A 14,485-nucleotide genomic window follows, 5' to 3' on the forward strand; every position below is an offset into this window, starting at 1 on the left:
TGCGTTAAATAGAAAGCCCCGCGAAAGCGGGGCTTTTTGCTGAATCTGTCGACCTGAATCGATTGCAAAATTTTCGCATCCCCACTCCGTCACCCCGGACTTGATCCGGGGTCTAGCGCGATCAAGTCTTTGATCGCAAAAGGGTCTTCTCACGACGCAGACGCGTCGTGGCTGGATGCCGGATCAGGTCCGGCATGACGGAGGAGGTCGTCGACCGGCTTGGGTCCCACAAAAAGGGACCCATTTTCTTGCAAGAGCTAAAAACGAAGGGCGTCCTCAGCCCTTTGTCGGCTTTGGCCCACGCTTTTCGAATGGCTTGTCCTTCTTGCCCTCATATTTCGGCTTGTCGCCAAAGGGCTTTTTCTTTTTCCAGGGCTTGTCTTCGCCCTTGCGATCATCGCGGGGGGCGCTCGCGTTGTCGGACTTGCTGAACTTCCGCTGGGCCTTGGCCGGCCGCGTGTCTTCGCGGAAGCCGCCGGTCATCTCGGGTTTGCCCTCAAGCGCCTTCAGGCGAATGCCCTTTTCGAGCGTCATGTCCTTGCCGATGGCGGAGGTGAAGCGGTCGACGGCGTCGGCTGCCAGTTCCACGAAGGTTTCGGTCTGTTGCATGCGGATCGCGCCGATATCCTGGCGGGTGATCTTGCCGAAACGGCAGAGCATCGGGATAAGCCAGCGCGGTTCCGCACTCTGCTTGCGACCGACAGACAGGGAGAACCAGGCACTGTCGGAGAAATCGGACCTGTCACGGCGCGGAGCGTTGTTTTCGACCGTTTCGAAACTGTCGCGGCGCGGCTTGCGGGTGTTATCAAGCGCGACTTCAAAAATGTCCTCCGGTGCCGAACGTCCTGCATGATAAAGGCGCACGAAGGCAGCGGCGACTTTTTCCGCGCCATGCTGTTCCAGCAGCTTGGTCACGAAATCGCGTTCGTCATCCGCCACTGCTTCGCTCAGCGTAGGATCGGCCAGAAGCCGGGCGCCGTCGCGCTCGACGATCTCTTCAACGGAGGGTGGGTGTACCCATGCGGCGCTGACCTTGGCGCCTTCGAGCAGGCGCTCGGCCTTGCGGCGCTGGCTGACCGGCACCACGATGGCGCTGACGCCCTTCTGACCGGCGCGGCCGGTGCGGCCCGAGCGGTGCAGAAGTGTTTCGGAATTGGTCGGCAGGTCGGCATGGATGACGAGTTCGAGGCCGGGCAGGTCGATGCCGCGGGCGGCAACGTCTGTCGCCACGCAAACGCGGGCGCGGCCGTCACGCATGGCCTGCAGGGCATGTGTACGCTCGTTCTGCGTCAGTTCGCCGGAGAGAGCCACGACGGAGAAGCCACGATTGTTCAGGCGGGCCGTCAGGTGGTTCACCGCGGCGCGGGTGGAGCAGAACACGATGGCGTTGCGGGCTTCGTAAAAGCGCAGCGCATTGATGATGGCGTTCTCGCGATCGGAAGGCGAAACCAGAAGCGCGCGATATTCGATATCCACATGCTGCTTCTGTTCGGAAGCGGTGGCGATGCGCACGGCGTTCTTCTGGTAGCTTTCGGCCAGCTTGGCGATGCTGCGCGGCACGGTGGCCGAGAACATCAGCGTGCGGCGATCTTCGGGCGATTCCTCCAGAATGAATTCAAGATCTTCACGGAAGCCGAGGTCGAGCATTTCGTCGGCTTCGTCGAGCACGACAGCGCGGATCGATGAGAGATCGAGTGCATTGCGCTTGATGTGGTCGCAGAGACGGCCGGGCGTGCCGACGACGATATGAGCACCGCGCTCCAGCGCCCGGCGCTCATTGCGGATATCCATGCCGCCGACGCAGGAGGCGATGGAGACACCGGCAAATTCGTAAAGCCATTCCAGCTCGCGCTTGACCTGCATGGCCAGTTCGCGTGTGGGGGCGATGGCAAGCGCCAGGGGTGCGGCGGCCTGGCCGAAACGGGTGTTGTCACGCAGCAGCGTGGTCGCAAGCGCGATGCCGAAGGCAACGGTCTTGCCGGAACCGGTCTGCGCGGAAACCAGCGCGTCCTTGTCGGCAAGTTCCGGCGCAAGCATGGCCTGCTGCACGGGGGTCAAATCTTTATAGCCGCGTTTTTCCAACGCCTGCGCGATCGCCGGGGCGATACCCTGGGTGTCTGTCATCTACCGTCTTTCGGATATGAAGCTGCCCGCATCCGCCCGAAACCAATAGATCCTAAAGTCTCCGGGGCAGCCGATACAGGCCATTTCGGCCATCTGGCCGGTTGCATTGCCGCGCTCATACTGCGAATGGGCCGATTTGTACAGTGCACCGCGGTACGCTCTTTTGCGGGTGCTTTATCCCGCCGGCGCGTCAGTGCGCCATTGTTGCATGTTCAGGCTCCCGAAAAAGGCGTACCGCATGGTTCATAAACGGCATTGCGTGGCCCCCGCCTTTTCGCTAAGAGACCCGCAACTTGAGGCTCTTTGTCAGGAAGAGCCGACTGGGTTTGTTCTTGTCCGTCCGTCTTGTGAAAGAGCCGGCGGGAAAATGGGATGGTACTGGTCAAGGCTATGGCTCGCATTGTCATGAAATTCGGCGGCACGTCCGTCGCGAACCTCGAACGCATTCACAATGTCGCCCGGCATGTGAAACGCGAAGTGGATGCCGGCCATGAAGTGGCCGTGGTCGTTTCCGCCATGTCCGGTAAAACCAACGAATTGGTTGACTGGGTGCAGAACGCAGCAAAGATTACGGGGAGCAATGCCGCCTCCTTTTATGATGCGCGCGAATATGACGCGGTTGTCGCATCCGGCGAGCAGGTGACGTCAGGTCTTCTGGCGATCACGCTGCAATCCATGGGCATCAATGCGCGCTCCTGGCAGGGCTGGCAGATCCCGATCCGCACCGATAATGCGCATGGCGCCGCCCGCATTCTCGAGATTGACGGCTCGGATATCGTGAAACGCATGGGCGAGGGCCAGGTTGCCGTTGTTGCCGGCTTCCAGGGCATCGGTCCCGATAACCGCATTGCAACGCTTGGCCGCGGCGGCTCCGACACCTCGGCCGTTGCCATTGCCGCTGCCGTGAAGGCGGATCGTTGCGACATCTATACGGATGTCGATGGCGTCTACACGACCGATCCGCGCATCGAGCCCAAGGCTCGCCGCATGAAAAAGATCGCCTTCGAGGAAATGCTCGAAATGGCGTCGCTCGGTGCCAAGGTCCTGCAGGTCCGCTCGGTCGAGCTTGCCATGGTACACAAGGTGCGCACCTTCGTTCGCTCCAGTTTCGAGGATCCCGATGCGCCGGGCATGGGCGACCTCATCAACCCGCCCGGTACTTTGATTTGTGACGAGGATGAAATCGTGGAACAGGAAGTCGTAACCGGCATCGCCTATGCCAAGGATGAAGCACAGATCTCGCTGCGCCGCGTGGCCGACCGTCCGGGCGTCTCCGCCGCGATCTTCGGGCCTCTGGCGGAAGCGCACATCAATGTCGACATGATCGTGCAGAACATTTCCGAAGACGGTTCGCGCACCGACATGACCTTTACCGTTCCTTCGGGCGACGTTGCCAAGGCGCTTAAGGTTCTCGATGACAACAAGGCCCAGATCGGCTTCGACGTTGCCCAGAACGAAACCGGCCTCGCCAAGGTTTCGGTTATCGGCATTGGCATGCGCAGCCACGCGGGCGTTGCCGCCAGCGCATTCAAGGCACTGGCCGAGAAGAACATCAACATCAAGGCGATCACCACGTCGGAGATCAAGATTTCGATCCTGATCGATGGCGCCTATGCCGAACTTGCAGTTCGCACTTTGCATTCTGCTTACGGCCTCGATAAGAGCTAAGCCGAGACATCGGTTCCCGATGCTCCGATTCTTCGGAGTTGCGTTCTTCCGATGTGGCGTTTCATGAAAGCGTGTCCCTTGCGGGACGCGCTTCTCGCGCTATAAATTTTTAAATGACGTTTTGATTCCCGAATATTATGACATTCGGATCGGAAGCGTCGGGGAGCAAACGCGATGAGAGACCTTTCCGCAGGTCCGCGCGTCCTGCTCAAGCGGCTGCGCGAAATGATGGCGGAGCACCTTGAACCGCAGGACCGCCTTGACCAGATCGTCCGTCAGATCGCCGGCAACATGGTGGCGGAGGTTTGCTCGGTCTATGTGCTGCGTTCCGACAGCGTGCTTGAGCTTTATGCGACGGAAGGTCTCAACAAGGATGCCGTGCATCTTGCCCAGCTGAAAATGGGGCAGGGTCTTGTCGGCACCATTGCCGCTTCCGCCCAGCCGCTCAATCTTTCCGATGCGCAGGCGCATCCCGCATTCCGCTATCTTCCTGAAACCGGTGAGGAAATTTATCATTCCTTCCTCGGCGTGCCAATTTTGCGCTCCGGTCGCACTCTTGGCGTTCTTGTGGTCCAGAACAAGGCCAGCCGAACATACCGGGAGGATGAAATTGAAGCGCTCGAGACAACCGCGATGCTTATCGCTGAAATAGTGGCGAGCGGCGAGTTGAAGAAGATCACACGCCCCGGTGTCGAGCTGGACCTGACGCGTGCCGTCTCCATCGACGGCGACGCCTATGGCGAAGGCATCGGTCTTGGCCATGTGGTGCTGCACGATCCGCGCATTGTCGTTACCAACCTGCTGAACGAAGATGCGGACACGGAAATCCGTCGCCTTGCCGATGCTATCGGCTCGCTGCGGCTCTCCATCGATGACATGCTGCAGCGCCGTGACGTACCGACCGAAGGCGAGCACCGCGAGGTTCTCGAGACCTACCGCATGTTCGCCCACGATCAGGGCTGGGTGCGACGCATGGAAGAAGCGATCCGCAACGGCCTGACGGCGGAAGCGGCGGTCGAGAAAGTACAGAGCGATACCAAGGCGCGCATGATGCGTCTCACCGATCCTTATCTGCGCGAACGCATGCATGATTTCGACGATCTCGCCAACCGGCTGCTTCGGCAGCTCATCGGTTTTGGCGGTCGTGGTCCGGAACAGGATTTCCCGCTTGATGCCATCGTGCTGGCCCGCGCCATGGGGGCGGCCGAACTCCTGGATTATCCGCGCGAAAAACTGCGTGGTCTGGTGCTGGAAGATGGCGCGGTGACCAGCCATGTCGTCATCGTGGCCCGCGCCATGGGCATTCCGGTTATCGGGCAGGCGACGGGCATTGTCGCGCTTGCCGAAAACAACGATCCCATCATCATCGATGGCGATGACGGCCAGGTGCATTTGCGTCCGATGTCGGATCTGCAACGCGCCTATGAGGAAAAAGTGCGTCTGCGTGCCCGCCGGCAGGAGCAGTTCCGCGCACTTCGCAATGTCGAACCGATCACCAAGGATGGCCAGAAGGTCAACCTCAAGATGAATGCTGGTCTTTTGGTGGATCTGCCGCAGCTGGATGAATCGGGTGCCGATGGCATTGGACTGTTCCGTACCGAGCTGCAATTCATGATCGCTTCCAACATGCCGAAGGGTGAGGAACAGGAGGCCTTCTACCGCTCCGTCCTGCGGCAGGCGAAGGGCAAGAGCGTTACCTTCCGCACGCTGGATATTGGCGGCGACAAGGTCGTTTCATACATGCGCGGCCAGGAGGAGGAAAATCCGGCGCTCGGCTGGCGGGCGATCCGCCTGTCGCTCGACCGGCCGGGGCTGATGCGCACGCAGATGCGCGCGCTTCTGCGTGCCGCTTCCGGTGCAGAACTGCGCATGATGTTGCCGATGGTGACGGAGGTATCCGAAATCCGCGCTGCACGCGACCTGCTGCAGAAGGAAGTACAGCATCTTTCCAAATTCAGCCATGCGCTGCCGAAAAAGCTGCAGTTCGGCGCCATGCTGGAGGTGCCGGCGCTGATGTGGCAGCTCGATGAGCTGATGCAGGAGGTGGATTTCGTCTCCGTGGGTTCGAATGATCTCTTCCAGTTCTCGATGGCTGTGGATCGCGGCAACGCCCGTGTTTCGGATCGCTTCGACAATCTCGGCAAGCCGTTCCTGCGCATGCTTCGCGATATCGTGCGGGCGGGCGAAAGGCATCAGACTTCGGTTACGCTGTGCGGTGAAATGGCGAGCAAGCCACTTTCGGCAATGGCTCTTATCGGGCTTGGATTCCGTTCGATTTCCATGTCGCCGACGGCGATCGGCCCCGTGAAGGCCATGCTGCTCGGGCTCGATGCCGCAAGTCTTGCCGAAGAGTTGAACGCGGCGCTGGATGATCATAATTCGCTGGAAAGCGCGCGCGAGGTGTTGTTACGCTTTGCGGCGACGCATTCCATTCCCGTTTAAAAAGAACTGTTTCATAATTGGAGTGACTGGTGGCGAAGCTTCCCGTCGAAAAAATGCGCGAGTTGGAAAGACGTTTCGGCGAGATCGAAGCGCGTATGTCTGCCGGGCCTGCTGCGGATGTCTATGTGAAGCTGGCTTCGGAATATTCCGAGCTCGAGCCGGTGGTGAAGAAAATTCGCGAATACGAGAAGGCGATCTCTGAGGCCGCCGATCTCGAAGCGCTGCTTGCCGACAAGTCGACCGACAAGGATATGCGCGAACTGGCGGAAATGGAGCTGCCGGAGATCGAGAGCCGTATCGAAGAGCTCGAAAAGGACATGCAGGTCCTGCTTCTGCCGAAGGATGCTGCGGACGAAAAAAGTGCGATCCTCGAAATACGCGCCGGGACCGGCGGTTCCGAGGCGGCACTGTTTGCCGGCGATCTGTTCCGCATGTATGAGCGCTTTGCTGCTTCCAAGGGCTGGAAGGTGGAAGTGCTCTCCGCAAGCGAGGGTGAAGCCGGCGGTTACAAGGAAATCATCGCCACCATCAGTGGGCGAGGGGTGTTCTCCAAGCTGAAATTCGAGTCCGGCGTTCACCGGGTCCAGCGCGTGCCGGAAACGGAAGCAAGCGGCCGCATCCACACGTCTGCGGCCACCGTCGCGGTGCTGCCGGAAGCGGAAGAAATCGATATCGAAATCCGCCCGGAAGACATCCGCATCGATACGATGCGTGCGTCGGGCGCCGGCGGCCAGCACGTCAACACCACCGATTCCGCCGTTCGCATCACTCATTTGCCGACAGGGCTGATCGTGACGAGCTCGGAGAAATCGCAGCATCAGAACCGTGCCAAGGCCATGCAGGTTCTTCGTTCACGACTTTACGATATCGAGCGCCAGAAGGTGGACAGTGAACGTTCGGCCGACCGCAAGAGCCAGGTGGGCTCCGGCGACCGCTCCGAGCGCATCCGCACCTATAATTTCCCGCAGGGCCGTGTCACCGATCACCGTATCAATCTCACGCTCTACAAGCTGGACCGGATGATCGAAGGCGAGATTGATGAGCTCGTGGATGCGCTGATCGCCGATTATCAGGCGGGGCAGCTGGCGCAACTCGGCGAGCAGCATTGAGCGCGCCGGCCGGGGCCACTGTCGCAAGTGAACTTGCCGCGGCCCGCAAGCGGCTGCAGGCGGCAGGGATCGCCGATCCACTTCTCGATGCGCGTCTCCTGATTGCCGAAGTCGTCGGTTTTTCGTTGACCGACTTCGTGATGAAGCCGGACCGGTCGCTCACGACCGAGGAGCAAGCCCGAATTGATGCGATGGTTGAAAGACGCGCCGCCGGCGAGCCTGTTCACCGCATCCTGGGCCATCGCGAGTTTCATGGCCTGGATCTTCTTTTGTCGAGGGAAACGCTCGAGCCGCGCCCTGATACGGAGGTTCTGGTCGACACGCTGCTGCCTGCCTTGAAGGCTGCCGTTTCAGCCAGGGGCAGCGCGCGTATTCTCGATCTGGGCACAGGCACGGGGGCGATCTGTCTCGCGCTTTTGAAGGAATGCCCGGAGGCGACCGGTGTCGGCAGCGATATCTCCGCCGACGCGCTGGAGACAGCCTCGAGAAACGCATTCCGAAATGATCTCGGCGGTCGTTTCGAACCCGTTCAAAGCGACTGGTTCGAAAAAATCTCTGGCCGCTTTGACATAATTGTGTCGAATCCGCCTTATATAAGAAGCGATATCGTCGCAACGCTTGACCGAGAGGTTCGTCATCATGATCCTCTGGCGGCGCTGGATGGAGGTCAGGACGGCCTTGCACCGTACCGCCTCATCGCTGCCGAAGCAGGCCGTTTTCTTGTGGAAAACGGGATTGTCGGTGTGGAGATCGGTTTCGATCAAAGGCTTGATGTTTCCGCTATATTTTCTTCCCACGGCTTCTCTCTTCTGGACGCCGTGAAGGATTATGGCGGTAATGATAGAGTTTTGACCTTCCGGAGATAGTTGACGGCGATATGTCTGCGGAATTTTTTGCAAGGATATTTTGCACAGCAAAAGAAAAGGCTTGGATTTCCGCGGGAAGCGGGATAGTTTGCGGCCACATGCCGGGTGGCTGAGGACGAACTGAGATTCGTCAGGGTATGGGTCAGTCCCGAAGCGGGTTCTTTAAAGAGCCCTGAAAGGCTGGGCGTTTCCGGCATGTGAATCAGTAAACTTTGTTCGCAGACGGCTCGGTGCAGCATTTGCGCGACCGGTCGTCTTACGCGAGGTCTTGTCCGGAGGTATCTCGGCAGGGCGCGTGATGGAGCAATTTCAGGAAAAATTTCCAGCGGTTTTCCGCCCGGAATTGCATGAAAACAACCAGATTATCAGCAAAACAGAATTCAGGTGAGCAATTGATGAGGCCAGGACAGCAAAACAAGCGCGGCCGGGGGCGTGGAAACAACAACAATAATAATGGTGGCGGTAACAACAATTTCAACCGCAAGGGCGGTAACCCGCTGACCAGGACTTATGACAGTTCCGGCCCCGATGTTAAAATCCGTGGCACAGCCCAGCACATAGCGGAAAAATACGCGGCTCTGGCGCGCGACGCACAGAGTTCCGGCGACCGCGTGATGGCTGAAAACTATCTGCAGCACGCTGAACATTATAACCGCATCATCGCGTCGGCTCAGGCGCAGATGCAGGAACGCTTCCAGCGCGACGACCGCGGCGAGTATAATGCCGCCGATGCCGACGAGATGGATGTGAACGATGGTGACGAAGGCGCCATTGCACCGCAGCATCAGGCCGAACAGGCCGAGCGCGCGCAGCAGCCCGAACGCCAGGAGCGCGCCGAACGGAACGAGCAGCGCCAGGAGCGCCGTGACCGTCCCGACCGCCGTGAGCGGCAGGAGCGTCAGCCACGCCAGCAGGTGAGCGCAGATCAGCAGCCTCCGGTTTATGACGCCAGTCAGGCGCCGCAGCCCGTCATCGAGGGTACGCCAATGGAGGTGGCCGTCGAAGAGGAACAGCAGCAGGCGGAAGCTCCAGCCGAACGCGCACCGAAGACGCGCCGGGCGACTGGTCCGCGCCAGCGCCGTCCACGTCGCACTGCGGCTGCCGAAGGTGCCGAAGGTGAAGATGCAGGAGCCGGTGAAGAGGCCGCTCCCGCCACGCTTGAAAACGCCGCGGAATAACAGCGCAGGCAGACATGCCCCAGACTGAAAAACTCCGGCTCGCCGGAGTTTTTTTATTTTGGCGCGCCAAAGTCTATGGCTGCGCGCGCCAGCATGGCTAGCAGGGTGAAGCTGACGCCCGTCAACTTCCTGGGAAAATTTCTCGACGGCCGGATTTCTTCCCCTTTAAACCGATGAAAATGCCTCCCATATTCGAGCAGGATGGAAGGTTGCCGACACTGCTGGCGACCGACCATCGAGAGGCGGCGATCGTGAAATCCTTAAACACGACTGTCGTAGCGGGGCTTGCCTTTTGAGGGAGCCTCAACCCTAACACCCGGAGCCGTGCCGAAAGCGGGCGGGCCGGTCTATGGAGGTTCGACTATGAATATTGAAAAATACTCCGAGCGCGTTCGCGGTTTTCTGCAATCGGCGCAGACCTTTGCGCTGGCCGAAAACCATCAGCAGTTTTCGCCCGAGCATGTTCTCAAGGTGCTGCTCGATGACGAGCAGGGCATGGCGGCATCGCTGATCGAGCGGGCTGGCGGCGACGCGAAAGAAGCGCGTCTTGCCAATGATGCCGCGCTGGCAAAATTACCCAAGGTATCCGGTGGCAATGGCGGCCTTTCGCTGACGGCTCCCCTTGCAAAGGTGTTTTCCACCGCCGAAGACCTGGCCAAAAAGGCTGGCGACAGTTTCGTGACCGTCGAGCGTCTTCTGCAGGCGCTTGCGATTGAAAGCTCTGCTTCCACTTCGGCTTCCCTGAAGAAGGCCGGCGTGACGGCGCAGGCGCTCAATCAGGTCATCAATGATATCCGCAAGGGCCGCACGGCTGACAGCGCCAATGCCGAACAGGGCTTTGACGCGCTGAAGAAGTTCGCGCGCGACCTGACGGAAGAGGCCCGCGAAGGCAAGCTGGACCCTGTTATTGGCCGCGACGATGAAATTCGCCGTACCATTCAGGTGCTGTCTCGCCGTACCAAGAACAATCCCGTGCTGATCGGTGAACCCGGCGTCGGTAAGACGGCGATTGCCGAAGGCCTCGCCCTGCGCATCGTCAATGGCGATGTGCCCGAAAGCCTCAAAGACAAGAAGCTGATGGCGCTCGATATGGGCGCGCTGATCGCAGGTGCGAAATATCGCGGTGAGTTCGAAGAGCGACTGAAGGCTGTCCTCAACGAGGTGCAGTCTGAAAATGGCGGCATCATCCTCTTCATCGATGAAATGCATACGCTGGTCGGCGCCGGTAAGGCGGATGGGGCGATGGATGCCTCCAATCTGCTGAAGCCCGCGCTTGCCCGCGGTGAGCTGCACTGCGTTGGCGCCACCACGCTCGACGAATATCGCAAGCATGTGGAGAAGGATCCGGCCCTTGCCCGCCGTTTCCAGCCCGTGCTGGTGGATGAACCGACCGTTGAGGACACGATCTCGATCCTGCGCGGGTTGAAGGAAAAATACGAACAGCACCACAAGGTCCGTATCTCGGATTCGGCCCTGGTTGCGGCTGCGACGCTTTCCAATCGCTATATCACCGACCGTTTCCTGCCGGATAAGGCAATCGACCTGATGGACGAAGCCGCGTCGCGTCTTCGCATGCAGGTGGATTCCAAGCCGGAAGAACTGGACGAACTGGATCGCCGCATCATCCAGCTCAAGATCGAGCGCGAAGCCCTGAAGCAGGAGACGGACCAGTCTTCTGTCGACCGGCTCAAGAAGCTCGAGGATGAACTGGCGGATACGGAAGAGAAGGCCGATGCGCTGACGGCCCGCTGGCAGGCGGAAAAGCAGAAGCTCGGCCACGCCGCCGATCTCAAGAAACGGCTGGACGAAGCCCGCAACGAACTGGCGATCGCGCAGCGCAACGGTCAGTTCCAGCGCGCCGGTGAATTGACCTACGGCATCATTCCGGGGATCGAAAAGGAACTGGCTGCAGCGGAAGCGCGGGACAGCAGCGGTGCCGGCTCGATGGTTCAGGAAGTGGTGACGGCGGACAATATCGCGCATGTCGTTTCCCGCTGGACAGGTATTCCGGTTGACAAGATGCTCGAAGGCCAGCGCGAAAAGCTGTTGCGCATGGAAGACGAACTTGCCAAGTCCGTTGTCGGGCAAGGTGAGGCCGTTCAGGCCGTGTCCAAGGCGGTTCGCCGTTCGCGTGCCGGCCTGCAGGATCCCAACCGGCCGATCGGTTCGTTCATCTTCCTCGGCCCGACGGGCGTGGGCAAAACCGAGCTGACCAAGTCGCTGGCCCGCTTCCTGTTCGACGACGAAACCGCAATGGTCCGCCTCGACATGTCGGAATATATGGAGAAACACTCCGTTGCCCGGCTCATCGGTGCGCCTCCCGGCTATGTCGGTTACGAGGAGGGCGGCGCTCTGACGGAAGCGGTTCGCCGCCGGCCTTATCAGGTCGTGCTGTTCGACGAGATCGAAAAAGCGCATCCGGATGTCTTCAACGTCCTGCTGCAGGTGCTGGATGATGGCCGCCTGACGGATGGCCAGGGCCGCACCGTCGATTTCAAGAACACCATCATCATCATGACCTCGAACCTCGGTTCGGAATTCATGACGCAGATGGGTGACAATGACGACGTGGATTCGGTTCGCGAACTGGTGATGGAGCGTGTCCGGTCGCATTTCCGGCCGGAGTTCCTCAATCGTATCGATGATATCATCCTCTTCCATCGCCTGCGGCGGGACGAGATGGGTGCCATCGTGGAAATCCAGTTGAAGCGGCTCGTTTCGCTGCTGGGAGATCGCAAGATTTCGCTCGAACTGGATGAGGATGCCCGTAACTGGCTTGCCAACAAAGGCTACGATCCCGCCTATGGCGCGCGTCCGCTGAAGCGCGTGATCCAGAAGGCGGTTCAGGACAGGCTTGCGGAAATGATCCTTGGCGGGGAAATCCCCGATGGTTCGCGGGTCAAGGTGACCTCTGGAACCGACCGGCTGCTGTTCAAGGTCAAGCCGCCAAAAGCCGAGGCCGACACTGAGGCCGCCGACGCTGCATAAAAAAAGGGCTCCGGAAACGGGGCCCTTTTCTTATAAGCGGACTCTGTTGATCTGAAATCCCCTGCCGATCAGCGGCTTGCCACCTGATTGGACTTTTCTTCGATATTCAGCAGATTATCGATGCGTTTTCTCTCGTCGGAGAAACGCGCCAGCGCTTCGCCGGAAAGCGACTTGCCGCCCGGCAGACGCACCTTCATTGCGTCCACCTTGGTGCCGTTGACGATCAGCTCGTAGTGTAGATGCGCGCCGGTCGAAAGACCGGTCGACCCCACATAGCCGATGACCTGACCCTGCCGGACCTTTGCCCCCTCGGTGACCCCCTTGGCGATCGCGCTCTGGTGGTTATAGGACGAGACATAGCCATTGGCATGGCGGATCAGGGTCTGGTTGCCGTAACCGGAGGCCCATCCGGCCTTCTCGACAGTGCCGTTACCCGTAGCGATAATCGGCGTGCCCCGGGCGGCGGCCCAGTCTGTTCCCGTATGCATGCGGCTGAATTTCAGCACGGGATGGCGGCGCATCCCGAAACCGGAGGTCATGCGGCCGTTTGGAACCGGGTTGCGCAACAGGAACTGCCGGATGCTTTTGCCGTTTTCATCGAAATAATCGATGCTGTTGTCTTCCGGATTCTGGAACCGGTAAAAGCGTGTCTCGTTGTCGCCGAACTTGGCATTGACATAGAGCAGCTCCGACTTGTCCGTCGCCTTGCCATCCGCATCTTCCACGGAGAAGAAGGCTTCGAGCGTATCCGCCGGCTTGAGCTGCGCCTGGAAATCGACGCTGCTGGCCAGAAGCTTGATCAACTGCGAAACCATGCCCTGGTTCATACCGTAAGCAAGCGCGGCGCGGTACACCCCGTCATAGACGCTTGGCAGATCGCGCCCCGCCGCAGGTGCGGGTGTGCTGTCGAAGGCGGTCGCCACCGCGTCCAGTTTCGGTGGTTCGCTCGCCTTGATGAAGCGCTTGCGGTCATCGACGGCCATGGTGACCATGTGGCGGCCCTTGCGGTAAAGGCTCACGCGCACGATATCGCTTTTCTCGTCTTCCTGAAGGATGCCGACGCGCAGCACGTCGCCGCTTTCCACATTGTTCGACTGGATTTGCGGTGCCAGCAGGCCGGCAATCTCCGAAGACTGTGCCTTCGAATAACCCGCGCCGAAAAGCGCGGCCTCGATGGTTTCGGTCTGGCGGGCAGGGATCACGTCATCGGCATATTCCTTGACGGGAACGGAGGCCGATTGTGGTGTCGAGACCGACATGTTCTGTTCGACGACGCGGGCGGCCAGGCCGGCGGTGATGTCGACGTCGCCTTCGTCATTATCGAAACGGCGTGGATCGATGTAATAAAGCGCGGCAAGCTGTTCGTTGCCGTCCGTCAGGATCGAGCCGTTGGAACGCACGGCTTCCTCCACCTCATCGAAGCTCAGCGAGCCGGCGAAGGGGAATTTGGAATGCTGCACGGGAAAGGCAACGGTCTTCAGGCTGACTTCGGATTCGACCTCGGAACCGTAAATCGTTCCCGTCCTGCTCGGTGCAGGTGCCGACGCGTCCTTGTCGTCATTGCTGGCGAAGATATTAAGGGGATCGAAGGCTGGATAGTCGTCCTGCTTGGCGTAATTTGCCGCAAGCGGAATTTTCACGTGGGAGAAGGGCACCTTTCGGACCACTTCCTTGTCGCCTTCGTTGATGACGGTCGAGACTTCCATGATCGAGCGGTCGGACGGTCGCGCGGCAATATTCGGTGCCACGAGGCGCGTGCCGCGACGGGCTGCCTCCGTCACGTTGTTGCCCATATCCGCCTTGGCGAAGGCTTCGGCTGGGATGGCAAGCTGCTGACGTCCGTCGAGAGCGGCAAACAGGGCCACACCCATCAATATGGAAGAGGTAATACCAGTGAGGAACGTGCCGGAAAGCCATCGAAGCGAAATTTCGCGGCGATCGGGTGCACGTCGCCCTTCCGCCAGAATTGGCGGTTCCGTGCCTAGCGACCGGATCACGTTGCGATCCGCAGTCATACTGGCTGTGCCCCGTCGGTCATGCGCTCTCCAGAAACTTCAGGCGAAGATGTGCAACTTTCAAAGCCGCGAGTCAAATCCATCGACATCATGGC

At 59.8% G+C, this 14,485-nt stretch carries 8 protein-coding genes; 6 read left to right on the forward strand and 2 right to left on the reverse strand.

Features of this window, described 5'->3' with window-relative positions; translation table 11 throughout:
* Positions 1-276: 276 nt before the first annotated feature.
* Positions 277-2,124 carry a DEAD/DEAH box helicase gene (locus tag ACZ47E_RS15365; protein ID WP_004437989.1) on the reverse strand — a complete coding sequence of 616 codons (1,848 nt, stop codon included), beginning with the start codon at positions 2,122-2,124 and terminating at the stop codon, positions 277-279.
* 390 nt (positions 2,125-2,514) lie between these two features.
* Here ACZ47E_RS15365 and ACZ47E_RS15370 point away from each other — a divergent pair, with 390 nt between their 5' ends.
* From ACZ47E_RS15370 to clpB, 6 genes are all read left to right on the forward strand, one after another.
* Positions 2,515-3,792 carry an aspartate kinase gene (locus tag ACZ47E_RS15370; protein ID WP_006698035.1) on the forward strand — a complete coding sequence of 426 codons (1,278 nt, stop codon included), beginning with the start codon at positions 2,515-2,517 and terminating at the stop codon, positions 3,790-3,792.
* A 174-nt stretch (positions 3,793-3,966) separates the two neighbouring features.
* Positions 3,967-6,234 carry a phosphoenolpyruvate--protein phosphotransferase gene (ptsP, locus tag ACZ47E_RS15375; RefSeq protein WP_035210705.1) on the forward strand — a complete coding sequence of 756 codons (2,268 nt, stop codon included), beginning with the start codon at positions 3,967-3,969 and terminating at the stop codon, positions 6,232-6,234.
* Positions 6,235-6,263: 29 nt separating this feature from the next.
* A complete protein-coding gene (prfA, locus tag ACZ47E_RS15380; protein ID WP_035210707.1) occupies positions 6,264-7,343 on the forward strand; it encodes a peptide chain release factor 1 in 1,080 nt (359 codons plus the stop codon).
* Positions 7,340-8,209, forward strand: coding sequence for a peptide chain release factor N(5)-glutamine methyltransferase (gene prmC, locus ACZ47E_RS15385; RefSeq protein ID WP_035210709.1), 870 nt, complete (start codon positions 7,340-7,342; stop codon positions 8,207-8,209). Before prfA ends, prmC begins: the two co-directional genes overlap by 4 nt.
* 395 nt (positions 8,210-8,604) lie before the next feature.
* Positions 8,605-9,387, forward strand: coding sequence for a DUF4167 domain-containing protein (locus ACZ47E_RS15390; protein ID WP_112556662.1), 783 nt, complete (start codon positions 8,605-8,607; stop codon positions 9,385-9,387).
* 363 nt (positions 9,388-9,750) lie between these two features.
* Positions 9,751-12,375, forward strand: coding sequence for an ATP-dependent chaperone ClpB (gene clpB, locus ACZ47E_RS15395; RefSeq protein WP_006698032.1), 2,625 nt, complete (start codon positions 9,751-9,753; stop codon positions 12,373-12,375).
* A gap of 68 nt (positions 12,376-12,443) precedes the next feature.
* On the opposite strand, the gene ACZ47E_RS15400 is transcribed toward clpB, so the two are convergent.
* Positions 12,444-14,390, reverse strand: coding sequence for a M23 family metallopeptidase (locus ACZ47E_RS15400; protein WP_006698031.1), 1,947 nt, complete (start codon positions 14,388-14,390; stop codon positions 12,444-12,446).
* Positions 14,391-14,485 lie beyond the last annotated feature (95 nt).

The sequence above is a fragment of the Agrobacterium sp. 5Ca39 genome, assembly GCF_055382365.1.